This window comes from Comamonas sp. F1-6 (genome assembly GCF_039581415.1).
GTDB classification, from domain to species: Bacteria; Pseudomonadota; Gammaproteobacteria; order Burkholderiales; family Burkholderiaceae_C; genus Comamonas; species Comamonas thiooxydans.
Genome location: NZ_JBCPWN010000014.1, coordinates 64,485 through 80,260 on the forward strand (window position 1 = coordinate 64,485; position 15,776 = coordinate 80,260).

Annotated in this window: 20 protein-coding genes; 17 read left to right on the top strand and 3 right to left on the bottom strand. The window is 60.8% G+C overall.

All coding sequences use genetic code 11. The features are described 5' to 3' along the window. Positions 1-80: 80 nt before the first annotated feature. Positions 81-215: a hypothetical protein gene (locus tag AAIL66_RS15160; RefSeq protein ID WP_274522619.1), complete on the bottom strand. Its 135-nt coding sequence runs from the start codon at positions 213-215 to the stop codon at positions 81-83. Positions 216-359: 144 nt separating this feature from the next. On the opposite strand from AAIL66_RS15160, the gene AAIL66_RS15165 reads away from it, so the two are divergent. The 6 genes from AAIL66_RS15165 (at position 360) to adk (ending at position 6,104) form a co-directional block, all read left to right on the top strand. Continuing rightward, on the top strand, positions 360-1,262 hold the full coding sequence (locus AAIL66_RS15165) for a LysR family transcriptional regulator (RefSeq protein ID WP_343497118.1): 903 nt from the start codon (positions 360-362) through the stop codon (positions 1,260-1,262). 179 nt (positions 1,263-1,441) lie between these two features. Continuing rightward, positions 1,442-2,851 (top strand): GntP family permease, encoded by a 1,410-nt coding sequence (locus tag AAIL66_RS15170; protein WP_034409953.1) that lies wholly within the window; start codon positions 1,442-1,444, stop codon positions 2,849-2,851. Positions 2,852-2,946: 95 nt separating this feature from the next. After that, positions 2,947-3,990, top strand: coding sequence for a tetraacyldisaccharide 4'-kinase (gene lpxK / locus AAIL66_RS15175; RefSeq protein WP_343497119.1), 1,044 nt, complete (start codon positions 2,947-2,949; stop codon positions 3,988-3,990). Positions 3,991-4,086: 96 nt separating this feature from the next. Next, positions 4,087-4,278 carry a Trm112 family protein gene (locus AAIL66_RS15180; RefSeq protein WP_003054006.1) on the top strand — a complete coding sequence of 64 codons (192 nt, stop codon included), beginning with the start codon at positions 4,087-4,089 and terminating at the stop codon, positions 4,276-4,278. Between the two features lie 3 nt (positions 4,279-4,281). Further along, a complete protein-coding gene (kdsB, locus tag AAIL66_RS15185) occupies positions 4,282-5,058 on the top strand; it encodes a 3-deoxy-manno-octulosonate cytidylyltransferase (protein WP_343497120.1) in 777 nt (258 codons plus the stop codon). A 389-nt stretch (positions 5,059-5,447) separates the two neighbouring features. Further along, on the top strand, positions 5,448-6,104 hold the full coding sequence (adk, locus tag AAIL66_RS15190; RefSeq protein ID WP_003054002.1) for an adenylate kinase: 657 nt from the start codon (positions 5,448-5,450) through the stop codon (positions 6,102-6,104). A 274-nt stretch (positions 6,105-6,378) separates the two neighbouring features. On the opposite strand, the gene AAIL66_RS15195 is transcribed toward adk, so the two are convergent. Continuing rightward, positions 6,379-7,362, bottom strand: coding sequence for an asparaginase (locus AAIL66_RS15195; RefSeq protein ID WP_343497121.1), 984 nt, complete (start codon positions 7,360-7,362; stop codon positions 6,379-6,381). 82 nt (positions 7,363-7,444) lie between these two features. Here AAIL66_RS15195 and lexA point away from each other — a divergent pair, with 82 nt between their 5' ends. The 4 genes from lexA to AAIL66_RS15215 all read left to right on the top strand — a co-directional run bounded on the left by lexA (position 7,445) and on the right by AAIL66_RS15215 (position 9,973). After that, positions 7,445-8,116, top strand: a complete 672-nt coding sequence (gene lexA / locus AAIL66_RS15200) for a transcriptional repressor LexA (protein WP_034358608.1) — start codon at positions 7,445-7,447, stop codon at positions 8,114-8,116. Positions 8,117-8,284: 168 nt separating this feature from the next. Then, a complete protein-coding gene (locus tag AAIL66_RS15205) occupies positions 8,285-8,704 on the top strand; it encodes a hypothetical protein (protein WP_343497122.1) in 420 nt (139 codons plus the stop codon). Between the two features lie 419 nt (positions 8,705-9,123). Further along, positions 9,124-9,369 (top strand): hypothetical protein, encoded by a 246-nt coding sequence (locus AAIL66_RS15210; RefSeq protein WP_034358289.1) that lies wholly within the window; start codon positions 9,124-9,126, stop codon positions 9,367-9,369. 142 nt (positions 9,370-9,511) lie between these two features. Next, positions 9,512-9,973, top strand: coding sequence for a universal stress protein (locus AAIL66_RS15215; RefSeq protein ID WP_034377594.1), 462 nt, complete (start codon positions 9,512-9,514; stop codon positions 9,971-9,973). 304 nt (positions 9,974-10,277) lie between these two features. On the opposite strand, the gene AAIL66_RS15220 is transcribed toward AAIL66_RS15215, so the two are convergent. Further along, complete coding sequence (locus AAIL66_RS15220) at positions 10,278-10,604, bottom strand: hypothetical protein (RefSeq protein WP_238585665.1); 327 nt, start codon at positions 10,602-10,604, stop codon at positions 10,278-10,280. Between the two features lie 307 nt (positions 10,605-10,911). Here AAIL66_RS15220 and AAIL66_RS15225 point away from each other — a divergent pair, with 307 nt between their 5' ends. The 7 genes from AAIL66_RS15225 to AAIL66_RS15255 all read left to right on the top strand — a co-directional run bounded on the left by AAIL66_RS15225 (position 10,912) and on the right by AAIL66_RS15255 (position 15,771). Further along, a complete protein-coding gene (locus AAIL66_RS15225) occupies positions 10,912-11,358 on the top strand; it encodes a hypothetical protein (RefSeq protein ID WP_343497123.1) in 447 nt (148 codons plus the stop codon). Between the two features lie 18 nt (positions 11,359-11,376). Then, entirely contained in the window at positions 11,377-11,685 is a 309-nt protein-coding gene (locus AAIL66_RS15230; RefSeq protein ID WP_003053988.1) for a hypothetical protein, read from the top strand. A 98-nt stretch (positions 11,686-11,783) separates the two neighbouring features. Next, entirely contained in the window at positions 11,784-12,188 is a 405-nt protein-coding gene (locus AAIL66_RS15235) for a hypothetical protein (protein WP_003062872.1), read from the top strand. An 84-nt stretch (positions 12,189-12,272) separates the two neighbouring features. Beyond that, positions 12,273-12,914 (top strand): heme-binding beta-barrel domain-containing protein, encoded by a 642-nt coding sequence (locus tag AAIL66_RS15240; protein WP_034409793.1) that lies wholly within the window; start codon positions 12,273-12,275, stop codon positions 12,912-12,914. 169 nt (positions 12,915-13,083) lie between these two features. After that, positions 13,084-13,416 (top strand): hypothetical protein, encoded by a 333-nt coding sequence (locus AAIL66_RS15245; protein ID WP_034358296.1) that lies wholly within the window; start codon positions 13,084-13,086, stop codon positions 13,414-13,416. Positions 13,417-13,649: 233 nt separating this feature from the next. After that, entirely contained in the window at positions 13,650-14,096 is a 447-nt protein-coding gene (locus AAIL66_RS15250) for a universal stress protein (protein ID WP_003062865.1), read from the top strand. Between the two features lie 196 nt (positions 14,097-14,292). Further along, a complete protein-coding gene (locus AAIL66_RS15255; RefSeq protein WP_343497124.1) occupies positions 14,293-15,771 on the top strand; it encodes an amidohydrolase family protein in 1,479 nt (492 codons plus the stop codon). Positions 15,772-15,776: the final 5 nt, after the last annotated feature.

Sequence of the window (15,776 nt, forward strand, 5' to 3'; positions counted from 1 at the left end):
GGCTTTTCCGATGCCTGAAGTTTGCCCAACCCATATTTGTAGATTAAGCCCTGTATTTCACAAAATCTTTTGAAATAAAATCAAATATAAAAACTCGAATCTTGCGCCAGCAGTGACCAGTCTTCATCATCTTTGATAGCAACACGTGCCCCACCAGACATGGCTGCCATGCCCGCCGCGGGAATGCTGGCTTGGGTGCCATCGGCAATCACCAACAGTCATTCCACCGAAGTGAATTCGGCAATGCACCGGTGACCAGGGCGAACAGAGCCACAGACGAGCTCCCAGGGCGGTGCACTCGGTTGATATTTGCAGATCAAGCCTGGCATCTCCTCAATTTTCTTGAACTGAATTCAACAATGAAGACCACGCTCGATGAATTGCAGGCCTTTGTGGCCGTCGTGGACACGGGGTCCATCACCGCAGCTTCGGAGCTGCTGGGCCTGACAATTTCGGCTACCAGCCGCACGCTGGGGCGTCTGGAAGAAAAGCTGCAGACCACGCTGCTGCGCCGCACCACCAGACGTCTGGAACTCACCGAGGAAGGCGCCACCTTCTTGCAGCATGCCCGTGCCATTCTTGCATCGGTGGACGAAGCGGAGGAGCTGATGGCGGCGCGGCGCATGCGGCCGGCGGGAAGATTGCGTGTCGATGCAGCCACCCCTTTCATGCTGCATGTGCTGGTGCCGCTGATTGAGGGATTTCGTACGCGCTACCCCGAGGTGGAGCTGGAGCTGAACTCCAACGAAGGCATCATCGACCTGCTCGAAAGGCGCACCGACGTGGCATTTCGCATCGGCGTGCTCCAGGACTCCACGCTGCACGCCCGCCCTGTGGGCATCAGTCGCATTCGCGTGCTGGCCAGCCCGGCCTATCTCAAGCGCCGCGGCATGCCCGCCAGTCCGACACAGCTCGCCCAGCACAGCCTGCTGGGCTTTACCCAGCCCGAGTCGCTCAACGACTGGCCGCTGCGCGACGCCGACGGCAACGCCGTGCGCATTCGCCCGGACATTGCCTCCTCCAGTGGCGAGACACTCCGGCAAATGGCGCTGGCCGGCCTGGGCATAGTCTGCCTGTCGGACTTCATGACCCGCGCAGACCGCGAGCAAGGAAATCTGGTGCAGTTGTTTGGCAAGCAGACACTGGACATCTGCCAGCCCGTCAATGCGGTCTACTATCGAAACACCGCACTGGCGGCGCGCATCACCTGCTTTGTGGACCATGTGGTGGAAACGCTGGGCAGCCGTCCCTTCGGGACCTGAGCGGCGCAAGCCGGCGAATCAAAGACGATGGCGGCTGTCATACCTGTGTCGCGATGACGCTGCGCAATGGGCCTGCAGCGCAGCACTTGCAGCGAGGCTGTACCGCCGCAGCCCCGGCACAGGCTGCGCTGCTTTTGACTTGAACGCCGTGACTGTACGGTTTGCTTAGAGAGGTGCATGTGATCAGCATTTTGGGCATCGTTCTTTCACTCGGTCTGCTCATCACTTTGGCCTATCGCGGCGTCAGTGTGCTGCTGCTGGCACCACTGACAGCCCTGCTGGCCGTGGCCTTCGGTGCACCGGAGCTGATGCTGGCCAGCTACACCCAGATCTTCATGCTCAGCCTTGGCGGCTTTGTCATCGCCTACTTTCCGCTGTTCTTGCTGGGCGCAGTCTTCGGCAAGCTGATGGAAGCCTCGGGGGCAGCTCACATCATTGCCCAGGGCATTGCGGCAGCACTGGGCGAGCGGCGCGCCATACTCGCCGTGGTGCTGGCCTGCGCCGTTCTCACCTACGGCGGTGTTTCCCTGTTTGTCGTGGCCTTTGCGGTGTACCCCATCGCCCAGGCGCTTTTCCGGCGTGCCGACATCCCGCGCCGCCTCATGCCGGCCACGATTGCGCTGGGAGCCTTTACCTTCACCATGACAGCGCTGCCCGGCACGCCGGCCATCCAGAACGCGATTCCCATGCCCTATTTCGGCACCACGCCGTTTGCCGCGCCGGGACTGGGCCTGATCGCCGCAGCCGTGATGCTGATGCTCGGCCTGTGGTGGCTGCACTGGCGCAGCGCGCAGGCGCGCTCCAGAGGCGAAGGCTTTACCGCCGAGGATGAAGCCCAGCAGCCGGCGGACGAACCTGCTCCAGAAGCAGAGGCCGCCCCCAGCCATCTGGAGCTGGGCAAGGCCTTGCTACCTGTTGCCGTGGTGATCGCTCTGAACTACCTTTTATCGGTGCATGTGCTTGCAGGTCTGGACACGCGCTATCTGGCCGAAGCCCGTTTCGGCGCCACCAGCATCGAGGCGCTGCGCGGCATCTGGGCCGTGATTGCGGCCCTGACCGCGGCAATCTGCCTGCTGGTTGCCCTGTGGTGGGGCCGCCTGCCACAGCTCAAGCAACTGCTCGACGAAGGTGCCAGCGCCTCGGCCCTGCCGCTGCTGAACACAGCCTCCCAGGTCGGTTATGGAGCGGTCATAGCCTCGCTGGCAGGCTTCACGCTGATACGCGATGCGGTGCTGAATATCTACCCGGACAACCCGCTGATCTCGATGTCGATCGCCATCAATGTTCTGGCCGGCATCACCGGCTCGGCCTCGGGAGGCATGAGTATTGCCCTGCAGACCCTGGGCAGCACCTGGCTGCAGATGGGCGAGGCTGCAGGCCTGTCGCCCCAGTTGCTGCACCGCGTCACGGCCGTCGCCACGGGGGGGCTGGACACCTTGCCGCACAACGGCGCCGTCATCACCCTGCTGGGCATCTGCCGGCTCACGCATCGCCAGTCCTATCTGGACATTGCCATGGTGGCCATCGTCCCGGCCGTCGCTGCCCTTGCCGTCATCGTGGCGCTGGGCAGCCTGTTTGGCAGCTTCTGACCTCAGGCTCCCGGGATAAGGACCCAGGTATTTGCGCATCACGCAGGCCCGCTGGCGGCGGGAACTCCGGCCGCGCCCGTATGATCCCAACCCCTATGCCTCAAAACACCGTCCAAGCATCCTCCTCGCAACATGGCTTGCGCGCCCTCTGGCGCCAGCGTGGAGCGGGTGCCTGGCTGCTGTGGCCGCTATCGCTGCTCTATGGAGTGCTGCAGGCCTGGAACGCCAGGCGCATGCTCGGCCGCCAGCAAAGCACGGGTCTGCCAGTCATCGTCGTCGGCAATGTGATTGCGGGCGGCGCGGGCAAGACCCCCGTGACTCAGGCCGTGGTGGCCCACCTCAAGGCCAGGGGCTGGCAGCCGGCCATCATCTCGCGCGGCTATGGCCGCAGCATAGAGAGCGGGCAGGATTGCCGTGAGGCTCTGCCGGACAGCCCCGCCAGCGAGGTCGGCGACGAGCCCGCCCTGCTTGCGCGCAGCACCGGCGTGCCGGTCTTTGTCGCCTCCAGGCGCCTGGAGGCGGCGCAAGCGCTGCGCCAGCGCTACCCGCAGGTCGACGTGATCGTGAGCGACGACGGCCTGCAACATCTGGCTCTGGCACGCGATGTGGAGCTGTGCGTCTTCAATGATGAAGGAGTCGGAAACGGCTTTCTGCTGCCCGCAGGCCCGTTGCGCGAGCCCTGGCCTCGCCCGGTGACGGCCACACTACATGCCGGCCGGCCGCCCCGGCCACTGGGCTCTTCACCGGCGTTCGCACTGCAGCGCAGCCTGGCCGACACCGCCCACAACGGCCATGGTCAGAGCATCCCGCTGCGCAGTCTGGCCGCTCAGAGCCCGGAGGCCGTGGCCGCCGTGGCACGCCCCGAGTCCTTTTTTGCCATGCTGGCTGCCCAGGGCATCACTCCGGCGGCAACCCAGGCCCTGCCCGATCACTATGATTTCGAGAGCTTCTCGCGCACGCTGGAAAATGACAAACCCTTGATTTGCACCGAAAAAGATGCCGTCAAGCTCTGGCGCACCCATCCTGAAGCCTGGGCCGTGCCCCTTAAGCTGCAGCTGCCGCAGGCCTTCTGGGAGCTGCTGGATGCGCAGCTGGCCAAGGCCAACGCCAATATTCGCCGCGATGGCAAGCCAGCCTGACTATCATTGAGCCTATGGATCAACGACGTTTGATCACCTCTTTTTGCAGCGCCAGTTCACTGCTGGCGCCCTCATCCCGTTTTGCAGGAATACTCCATGGACGCCAAACTTCTCGAACTGCTGGTCTGCCCCGTCACCAAGGGCCCGCTGCGCTTTGACCGCGAGCATCAGGAGCTGATCAGCCACAGCGCGCGTCTGGCCTATCCCGTGCGCGACGGCATCCCGGTGCTGCTGGAAAACGAAGCCCGCACCCTGTCCGACGACGAGCTGGAAGAAGAAAAGCAATAAGCCATGAGCTATACGGTACTGATCCCGGCCCGCCTGTCCTCGACCCGTCTGCCCGGCAAGCCCCTGGCTGATATTGCCGGCCTGCCCATGGTGGTGCGCGTGGCCCAGCGCGCGGCTCTCGCCGGCGCAGCCCGCTGCGTGGTGGCGGCCGACGACGAGAGCATTGTGGCGGCCTGCGCCCAGCATGGCGTCCAGGCCATCCTGACCCGCAAGGATCATCCAAGCGGCAGCGACCGTCTGGCCGAAGCCTGTGCGCAACTGGGCCTGTCCGGTGACGATGTGGTCGTCAATGTGCAGGGCGACGAGCCGCTGATCGACCCCAAGCTGATCGAGGCTGTGGCGCAACTGCTGCTGGCCCGTCCCGAAGCCAGCATGGGCACAGCGGCTCATCCTATTGATAGCCTGACGGATTACCGCAACCCGAACGTGGTGAAGGTTGTCTGTGACGCCAAGGGTCTGGCCAGCTATTTCAGCCGCGCACCCATCCCCTGTTCACGCGACCACGGCGATGAAGCCTGGTGGCAGACGGCGGCCCCCAAGGCCGGTCACACAGGTTTCACACCGCTGCGCCATATTGGCATCTACAGCTACAAGGCCGGTTTTCTGCGCGAGTTCCCACAACTGGCACCCGCCCCCACCGAAGCCATGGAGCAGCTGGAGCAGCTGCGCGCCCTCTGGCACGGCCACCGCATTGCCGTGCATATCACGCCCGATGCACCGGGTGCCGGCGTCGACACGCCCGAAGACCTGGAGCGTGTGCGCGCTGTTTTTGCTGGTTGAAAAAAGACCTGCGCACTTTGGCGACACCGGTCAGCAGGCTGTCTTCATCCGGGGCCGCTCACGCATCAAGCCGGCAGCTGCCCAGTCCGCGCGCGCAGTCCCAAAGGGCCCTGGGCCAGTCCAGGAAAGCGCTGATCGCTATACTTTCCGCATAGTCCGAATAGCATATGTAACGGCTTCGGCACCTGGATTACAACTACAGCAATCGCGTTTGCAGCGGATACATGCCTTCAATTGGCCGCACTTGTGACAGCCTTGACTGAATTGTGTAAGCCTGTGTTGGTCTTGTGCGTGCTATCCTTGCCCGCGAAAAAATACGGCCCGGGGACTACGGACGACCACCCGTCTGCCCGGGCCAGCAAGAATTTCTACTCTCCTCAAGGATTTCCATGAAACTGATTTTGTTGGGTGCACCCGGCGCCGGCAAAGGCACTCAGGCGGCCTTTATTTGCCAAAAGTACGGTATCCCTCAAATCTCAACGGGCGACATGCTGCGCGCCGCCGTCAAGGCTGGCACCCCTCTGGGTCTGCAAGCCAAGGCCGTGATGGACGCCGGCCAGCTGGTCAGCGACGATCTGATCATCAACCTGGTCAAGGAACGCATTGCCCAGCCCGACTGCGCCAAGGGTTTCCTGTTTGACGGCTTCCCCCGCACCATCCCCCAGGCCGACGCCATGAAGGCCGCCGGCGTGAAGCTGGACTATGTGCTGGAAATCGATGTGCCTTTCGATGCCATCATCGAACGCATGAGCGGCCGCCGCAGCCACCCCGCCTCGGGCCGCACCTACCACGTCAAGTTCAACCCTCCCAAGGTGGAAGGCAAGGACGATGTGACCGGTGAAGATCTGGTGCAGCGCGAAGACGACAAGGAAGAAACCGTCAAGAAGCGCCTGGACGTCTACAGCAACCAGACCCGTCCTCTGGTGGACTACTACAGCAACTGGGCCAAGGCCGACGCAGCAGCGGCCCCCAAGTACCGTGCCATCAGCGGCACAGGTAGCGTGGAAGAAATCACCGAGCGCGCTCTGGCCGCTCTGGCTTCCTGATCGCCCTGATCACTCGCTCATGGAGCCTTGCCGACCTTTGTCGGTCGGGCATCTCTGGGCAAAAAGGCCGGTGTCTTCACCGGCCTTTTTTGTTCTCAAACCTCAAGCTTCCTTCCGTTAGGCCGGAATCCATCCGATGCGGGCAAACTGCACCGAGGTGGAGTTGGCGCCATCAATATTCATAGCTATTTGCGCTCATAATCATTAGTTTTTAGATAAAAAACATCATAGATTCTTGGTAGTACGAAGGATAGAAGCTCTCAGAATAAGAGCATCAACCCAATGCGCGAGGCCAGCCCATCAGCTCCAGCATCAGGCTGATTCTGGCCTTGGCCATCGGCAGGCTGCTCACACGGCCATCCCGCGCTCCCTCAGCCTGCACCACCTGCCCCTCCTCGCACCGGGTCGTGATGCGCAAAGCCATGCCTTGCGCCTGCGCCCAGTCCAGAGCTGGAGCCAATGCCTGATGGACCGTGCCATTGCCCGTGCCCACCACCACCACGGCACGCACGCCTGCCGCATACCAGGCCTGCATCACCGCCAGCGCCACGGCACTGTTGCAGCCCGCATGGCTGTGCAGCAACTCCACCTGGGGCCATTGACCTGCGGGCGGTAAAGCGATTGCAGGCAAGCCAGCCGCAGCAGCCCTAGGCAGCGCGCCCGTTGCCCAGCGCACCCGTCCCACTTCCACCCAGCCCTGCGGGCCGGTGCCACTGCCATCAAAGGCATCCACACGGTAAGGATGCACCTTGCGCACCTGGCGCGCACTGAACACCCTGCCCGCCACCACCGCCAGCACGCCCCGGCCAGCGGCCTGTGCATCGGCCGCACAGGCCACGGCATCACGCAGATTGCCGGGGCCGTCAGCGGAGATGGCTGTGGCCGGGCGCATCGCACAGGTCAGCACCACGGGCTTTGACGGACGCAGAACGCATTGCAGAAACCAGGCGGTTTCCTCCAGCGTGTCCGTGCCGTGGGTGATCACGATGCCGCTCAGATCATCACGCGCGAGCAGCTCGGCACATCGCAGCGCGAGTGCATGCCAGGTCGCGTGATCCATATCCTTGCTGTCCAGCTGCGCCAGTTGCTCCGCCTGCAGCGACGCAGCAGCAACGCGTTCCAGGTCCGGCACGGCCTGCAGCAGTTGGGCCACGCCCAACTGGGCCGCACGGTAGCCCACACTGGTGCCAGCCTGCTCGGCGACACCGGCAATCGTGCCGCCCGTGCCCAGGATGACGATATTTTTGTCACGTTCCACTTGCAGTCCTCTTCAAACTGATTAAAAATACAGGTACTGGATGAACACACAGTATTCATCATCGATCGATCAAGGAATGCCCATGGACCACCCCAAGCTCACTCCCCGCCAGCAGCAGATTCTGGACCTCATCCAGTCCAGCATCGCTCGCACGGGTGCGCCCCCTACCCGGGCCGAGATTGCCAGCACCTTTGGCTTCAAGTCGGCCAATGCTGCAGAAGAGCATTTGCAGGCACTGGCCCGCAAGGGCGTCATAGATCTGGTCAGCGGCACATCGCGCGGCATTCGCCTGCGCGCCGATACCGTGCGCACCATCAATGCGGCACGCGGCACCAGCTTTGCGCTGCCGCTCACGGCCCTGGCCCCGCTGGTGCTTCCCCTGGTCGGCCGCGTCGCTGCCGGCTCGCCTATTCTGGCCCAGGAACATATCGATCAGAGCTATTCGGTCGAGCCCAGCCTGTTTGCAGCCAAGCCTGATTACCTGCTCAAGGTCCGCGGCATGTCCATGCGTGACGCGGGCATCATGGACGGCGACCTGCTGGCGGTACAGGCTACGCATGAAGCGCGCAACGGCCAGATTGTGGTGGCCCGCCTCGGTGACGACGTGACCGTCAAGCGCTTCAAGCGCACGCCTCAGGGCATCGAGCTGCTGCCCGAGAACCCCGACTACAAGATCATTCACGTCGATCCTGAAGAGCCATTCGCCATCGAAGGCCTGGCCGTAGGCCTTATCCGCAACAGCATGTTCATGTAACGGGCAGACGGCGTCCCTCCGTCCATGCAGCGGAGGCACCGAGCCTCTTTCCCTCTCAAGCCCAGGTGGTAGGCGCGAAGCCGTTGAGCTTCGCCCTGGGCGGAGCTTTGCCTGAAGAACGCAATCCTGCCTTTATCCATGCCGCAAGGTCATCAAAGGAGTTGCTAAATGGGATTCGCCACATCACTGCAGTCTTTGACACGCCGGACCCTGAAAAGCCTGTCGCCCATGCAATCTTTCCCCTCGGACTTGCGTTGCGGCGAGGACGGCGCAGCCGCCACGCAGCCTGCTTCCCTCAATGCCCGTGGGCCGAAGGCAACGCGGATCGGCATTCCTTTCATGCGCGCCAACCGCAGCTGCGGCCGTCTCGCCGGCCATGCGCTTCGCATTCAGTCCGTTGCAGCCACCCAGCTACATGTGCCGATGACCGCCGAACCTGCGCAGGTCGGCGCTCCGCGACTGCTCAAGATCGTGCAGCGTGAGCCGCGCAGTCAGCCCGAATGCCTGCTGATCTCGGGCCGCATGGCCGATGTCTGCGCCGCGCTGGAGCGTATGGCACTCCATGAGCAAACAGCCCCACAAGTCTGAAAGCACAGTGAGGTTTGACGGCCTGCACTTATGCGGCCCCGAGCCCGACCCGCGATAGGCCTGCAGGCGGAGCAACAAAGCTTCCATATGCATCCAACAGGAAGCCATTTCAGCGCTCTTGGCCCATTGGCTGGCAGATATGACGCCAGACGACTCTGCCAGCAGTGCATAGGCGAAAAACTCGATATCGCCAAAGCAGACCCTCTGCCTTGGCGCCGAACGATCTGGATCGCCATGTAAATTTTTTACTGATGCTCTGCAGGGGCCTGTCCGCCGAAACGCATTTCGCACAAGCCTCGCAGCCTTCTATACTCCTTGTCAGGCGCGAATATGCGTCAGAGCGGATACCCGGATCAGGGTATTGCGGCACCTCTTCGACAGTGGAAACATTCATATACACATGTCAACGAGGGCGTCTTATGAGTGCCTACCGCAAGCTCTTGCAGCACATACAGGCCAAAGACGCCAATGGGAACCTGCGCCTGATTCTGGTCTATCAGAGCTTTGATGAGGTCGACATGCCGCATGGCGTCTCCATACGCCCGTCTGCCATTTACTTTGAAACTGCCGATCACCAGGAGGTCAACTGGCTCAATCCACAGCAGTTCGAGATAGAGGCCACTGGCGAAATCCTCAATCGCGTTCCTCCTTCGCCCGAGGAATGAGACAACTCGACGCGACCGCCCCGTTACAGAGTCTTACCTCCTGTCTACAACTCTGCTGCATTCAAGAACTAGGCATTGCGCGGCTCGAAATATTGGAATAAATTGATTCTCAGGCACATCTTCCGGCATCAGGAGGCTGAACATGTTCAAGCACCTGCTCATTCCCACCGATGGCACCAAACTGTCAGAGGCTGCCGTGCGTGCTGGCGTTCTGCTTGCGCGTGAACAAGGCGCCAAGGTGACCGGCCTTTATGTCATGCCCGATTACCGCGCCATCATCTACGGCGCGGACGCGCTTCTGACTTACAACAGCGCAGAGTTCGAGCGAAGTGCCAACAGCGATGCAGATGCGGCTTTGCAGTTCGTTGACCAGATTGCCAGACCTGAAGGCGTACCCTGCAACTTTGTGCGAGTCACCCACGCCTCTGTTTACCAAGCCATTGTTCACCAGGCGCAGGAATTGCAGTGCGACCTAATTTGCATGGCCTCACACGGTCGCAAAGGTATCGGCGGAATTTTGCTGGGCAGCGAAACCCAGCGCGTTCTGACGCACAGCCATGTCCCGGTGCTTGTACACCGGCCCGCCTCCACCGGCAAACATTAAGGAGCCAGAAATATCGAATCGCAGTCCTGCATGTCGCACGCTTGCCTCGATACAAGATGAGCAAGCGACTAGCAAGTCATGGCTGCAAAATGCAGGCCAGCCAGTCAGGAGCTGCTGGCCGCCCCCGATGGGGCAACCTGTCAACCGTTCAAACGCGTCAGCAACAGTGCAAGAGCGATAAACGGCGATTGAGGCCAAAGTAACGCCTCTGCCAAATATTCAAATGCATTGACTGTGTGAGCTGCAGAACCGGATCGAGAGGACCCCGAAACTTGCCCGCCTTGCGCGGGCATTTTTTTGGCTGCTAGGCACATCGCTCCGATACTTCTCCCAATCGCTCACGATGCCCAGGCAAGGTGAACAGAATCTGGAGATTCTGCGAGTCCATTTGCTGCACCACGATGGAGCCGTCTTCGTGCAGATAGATCCGCACAGAGCGTGCATCATCCAGATCCCAGTGCGCAACGCTCGTATTCACCCCCCGCCAGCCATGCTCCTCGCACAGCCGACGCCGGCGCAAGGCCTTCAAAAATTCCTGCGAAGCACCAAGCTCTGCATTGGTTTGCACCCAACTGTCGATCACCAACTCATAAGCCATCTGCTGCGTATGGCAAGGCTTGGCCAGCTTCATGTGCCTGATCCAGGCATCTAGACGGGAGGCAAAAGTGTATTGCAGGTGGTGGGACATGGGCTTTTTTTGAATTCAGTAGGGCACAGGGCTAGATCGCCACTTGCGCATCAAAAATCAGAATTTTCCTACGCCCAATTTACCGAAAAGTGCAGCAGAAACAAAATCTACATCACCAATAGGTTCAGGGTTTAACACTGCTTGATGACTGGCCTGAGAGACAACTGGCAAAGCGCGACTGGCCAGAGCCACGGTGAACCCTGAGCCTGCACGGCGACATATCTCAAGGATTGGATAAGCTGGCTTTTGGATGCTTGTCAGCTGCTCAGCCGCCGCATTGCCAAGTATTTCGGGAGTACTTACCGATGACTGGCCTGTTGGAATTCAGGCAAGGCGATTCAGCCCTGCTTTCGATGATTCAGGCCTAGAGCATCGTCTTCCTGAAATTCAATGCGCACCTCTAAAAATTGTCATCATCAAGCAACTTCTACGCTCAAACCCATGCCGGCTCAGAATAGATTTCATTAAAAAAATCTATCTTTTCACTCAGTTACTTAGCACGGCCACTTCATCAAAAAAAGATGACAGCGGCACCGGCAAAGCACCTCCCCAGCGCTTCAAAGAAGCTCACACATCAGATCTGCTCTATCCATTAGCGCGATCTGTAAGTGCCTACATACTTTCTTACATCCGCTTGATACAACATCAGTCAAATGCAATGAAATGTCAGCTCGCAGGTCCTGCGGCAAGTCGTTGAGCAACAGGGAGTGTCGTCATGAGAAAAGTTAATCCTGCCGCCAAGAACGCGAACCGCGCTTTTGTCCGTCTGCACACGTATGTGACCAAGCAATTCGACTGGGATCTCTTCACCAAGGACTACCGGGTAGTCCTGCACACAGACGAGGACGGAGGCGTCACCCTCTATATCGTCAAGGTCTTCGACAAGGATGGACAGCCTGCCGCACTAGGCCCAAAGATCCCTAACCAGATTACGTTCTCTTACCGTCAGGCTCCCATCATGTCGGTATGGACAGAGTTCTTTAACGACGGCAAATTCAGTTGGCGCAATGTCTCCTGCCGCTAGGGCGCGGCGGCGGTGGAGGATGTTGGCTTGGCTGTCGGCATGGACACCCGCCGCTGCGCCAGAAGCGCCATCCTGTCCAACACATTCAGGAGAGTTGCATGACCCGCTTCCAACCGATGCTTGCAACTGCTGCCCTGCTCAGTCTCATGACGCTACATCTCAGCAGCAGCTCCATGGCACAGGCCGCCTTTACAACCCCGGGCGGCTACACCAACTCCTACAGCGGCCAGATCACGGGCAACGGTATCGTGCAATACGGACTCGAAACGCGGCCCTTCCAGCGCATGACCGTCACGCTCAACACCAACAACCCGTCCAGCCAGATGAACGTCTTCAAGGACGGCTCTGCCCAGCCTCTATGCCAAGGCTCGGCCAACAACAACATCTGCACCTTCCGCATCGAGCGTGGTGCCAGCTATCGCGTGCTGATCTTCCTCACGCGTGAAGCCGCCCAGCGTGGCGAAAGCGCACGCTTTACGCTCACCACCGAAGAAAGCACCTGACAGCTTGACTGCCGTCAAGAACCCCTCAGTCCATGGCTTGTAAACTGGCTTCAACAGATTCAAAGTGAAAGCCCGTTACACAATATGGAAAACTTTCCCAAGGACATCTACACCGAGCCCACGCCCGATGTGAATACCCTGGCCAACCTCGGCCCCCTCACCGGCATGGCTGGCATCTGGACCGGCAAGCGCGGCCTGGATATCAACCCCAAGGCTGACGGCCCCGAAAAGCAGGCCTTTATCGAGCACATGGAGTGCCAGCCTATCGATGCGCAAACCAACGGCCCACAGCTCTTCTATGGCCTGCGCTACCACACACGCATCGTCAAGCCCGATGACGTGGAAACCTTTCACGACCAGGTCGGTTACTGGCTGTGGGAGCCTGCCACCGGCAACATCATCCAGACCCTGACCATCCCGCGCGGACAGACCGCCATGGCCACGGGCAAGACCACGGCCGACGCCACCAGCTTCACTCTCAGGGCCGAGCGCGGCTCCACCGTCAACGGTATCTCCAGCAACCCGTTTCTGGAGCATGCCTTCAGAACCGACGCCTATACCATCACCGTCACCAAGCACTCGGACGGCACCTGGTCGTACGAGCAGGAAACCACGTTGACCATCCCCGGCCAGAGCAAGCCTTTTTCCCATACCGACCGCAACACCTTGCACAAGATTGGCGAGCCCACGCCCAACCCAACGGCAAGGGCCGCAGTTGAAATCTGATTAGCGCTCTCAAAGGACTCCACGCCCTGGCCGAATTCACTGGATCCGCAGGGCGCACACTCCCCGATTACCGCATCGCCCGCGATGGCCCTACGCAGCTGACCATGGTCCTTACGGGCAAGAAGGCGCTTGCCTTCAAACTGGCTTATATGCATGTGCCTTTCAACGCATGGAGGCCATTCGCCGCAGGCTGCCGGCATTCGGCGCTTGGAGCTGGCCTTCAATCTGGTCGCGAAGGCTGCACCGCGCTGCGTTCAAGACCTCTATACAGGGCGATGCCGACAAATGGCAGCACAGCAGCCACCTGCCCAACCTGAATTACGGCCGCCCCACCCTGCGCCATGTACCGCCGGTTGTGACCGAGCTGAGGCCGGCCTCCTTTGACAGCCTGCCATGGCGCATTGCCGACGGCGAGATCATCGGTTCGACCGATGCCCAACTGGCCAGGCTGGCAACAGCCGCAGGGCATGCTGCGCATGACGTTCGGATAGTCTGCTTTTGATAGCTTCTGCATGACGTTCGGATAGTCTGCTTTTGATAGCTTCTAACGCTTTATGGATAAGGGCTTGAGGCGGCTTCTACCTGCGCCTTCATGAATTTGATTTCCATCAAGAAACCGTCTGAATACTCATTTCAAGGTGTTGCATTAGCAGCCCTGGAGTGTGAGTATGAGCTCAGTGATCGATCGAATTGATTTGGCAACAAGACGCGCACCTATGCGCAAGGAGGCTGGATATGTTCAAGCACATTTTGATTCCTACGGACGGCTCTAAGCTCTCTGAGGCCGCGCTGCGCGCGGGCATACAACTGGCCAAGGAACAAGGCGCACAGGTGACGGCGCTGTATGTGATGCCGGATTACGCAGCCATGATTTACGGAGCGGAGGCGCTGATCGCCTACAACTCTGCGGAGTTCGACAAGAGCGCCCAGAAGGAAGCAGATCAGGTGTTGCAAGCTGCCCTGGACATTGCCAAGACCGAGGGCGTGGCCTGCCAGACGGTGCGGGTCACGAATATCTCCATCAATCAGGCCATCATCAAGCAGGCGCAGGAGGGTAACTGCGATCTGATCTGCATGGCATCACACGGCCGCAAGGGCATTGCCGGCATTTTGCTGGGCAGTGAGACCCAGCGCGTACTGGTCAACAGCAGCATTCCAGTTCTGGTGCACCGCCCGGTTTAGGCCTGATCGACTGCAGCGCAGCCACTTCCCGGCCGCTCTCACAATGCAAGCAACGCCCCATCGCCCTCGTGCGGTGGGGCGCTTTTTCATGGGCCGATCGTCGTGTAGCATCGGTGCATCAAATTGTGAACCTTTGGTTCCATTTGTCACGCCGGCAGCGGCGTCTCTGGTTCATTTTGAAAAAGGGAAAACGCAGATGAGTCACGCAATCGCAACCGATGCCGGCCTGGCGTGGCGGACCGGCCCGATTCGTCCGAGAGCCTGCACCTGCGGCAGCGTGGTGTGCCAGTTGCTGCATGAGCGGGTGATGAGCGATATGTCGCGCCGCATGTTTGTGGGCGGGGTGGCGGCCATGATGGCGCCATTTGTGGCCCTGCATGCTGCCGAGACAGGCGTGGGCGGGGCGGCCAGGCTGGCCGACCGCCCCGTGTTGCTGACCAATCTGCGCCTGTTTGACGGTACGGGCAAGTCGGTGCGTCAAGGCGTGCAGGTGCTGATCCAGGGCAAGCTGATTGCCGCCCTGCCCTCCGCCGGCGAGAAGATGGAAGGTGCCCAGGTGATCGACTGCCAGGGCAAGCTGGTGATGCCGGGCATGATCGATACGCACTGGCACACCATGCTGGCAGCCATTCCGCAGATGACGGCCATGACGGCAGATCTGGGCTATCTGTATATCTCCGCCGCGCAGGAGGCGCAGCGCACGCTGATGCGCGGCTTTACCTCGGTGCGCGACGCGGGCGGCCCCGCCTTTGCGCTCAAGCGCGCGATCGACGAGGGCATGGTCCCGGGCCCGCGCATCTATCCCAGCGGGGCGATGATTTCTCAGACCTCGGGTCATGGCGATTTCCGCCTTCGCAGCGATATTCCGCGTGCGGCGAACGAGCCGCTGAGCATGGTGGAGCAAACCGGCGTGGCCATGATTGCGGACGGCGAGGCCGAGGTTCTGCGCCGCGTGCGCGAGCAGTTGATGCTGGGAGCATCGCAAATCAAGATGCTGGCAGGCGGCGGCGTGGCATCGCTGTATGACCCGCTGGACAGCACCCAGTTCACCGAGAAGGAGCTGCGCGCCGGCGTGGAAGCCGCCGCAGACTGGAACACCTATGTGATGTCGCATGTTTACACGCCCAAAGGCATCAAGCGGGCCATCAAGGCGGGCGTGAAGAGCATCGAACACGGCCAGTTGGCCGACGAGGAAAGCGTGCGCATGATGCGCGACGAGGGCGTGTGGTGGAGCCTGCAGCCATTTCTGCAGGACGAGGACGCCAACCCCTATACCGATGCAGTGCGCCGCGAGAGCCAGTCGCGCGTGGCCCAGGGCACGGTGCGCGCCTATGAGATGGCGCAGAAGTACGGCATCAAGACGGGCTGGGGCACGGACATTCTGTTCAGCCCCAAGGGCACTGTCACACAGGGCAAGCAGCTGGCCAAGCTGACGCGCTTTTACGACCCCATGACGCTGCTGAAGCAGGCCACGGGCACCAACGGCGAACTGCTGGCCCTGTCGGGCGAGCGCAACCCCTATCCCCAGCCGCTGGGCCGCATCGCCCCTGGCGCATTTGCCGATCTTCTAGTGGCCGATGGCGACCCGACGGTTAATCTGGACTTCCTGAGCAGCCCGGAACAGAACCTGCGCCTGATCATGAAGGACGGCAAGGTGTACAAAAACACCCTGTAAGAGAG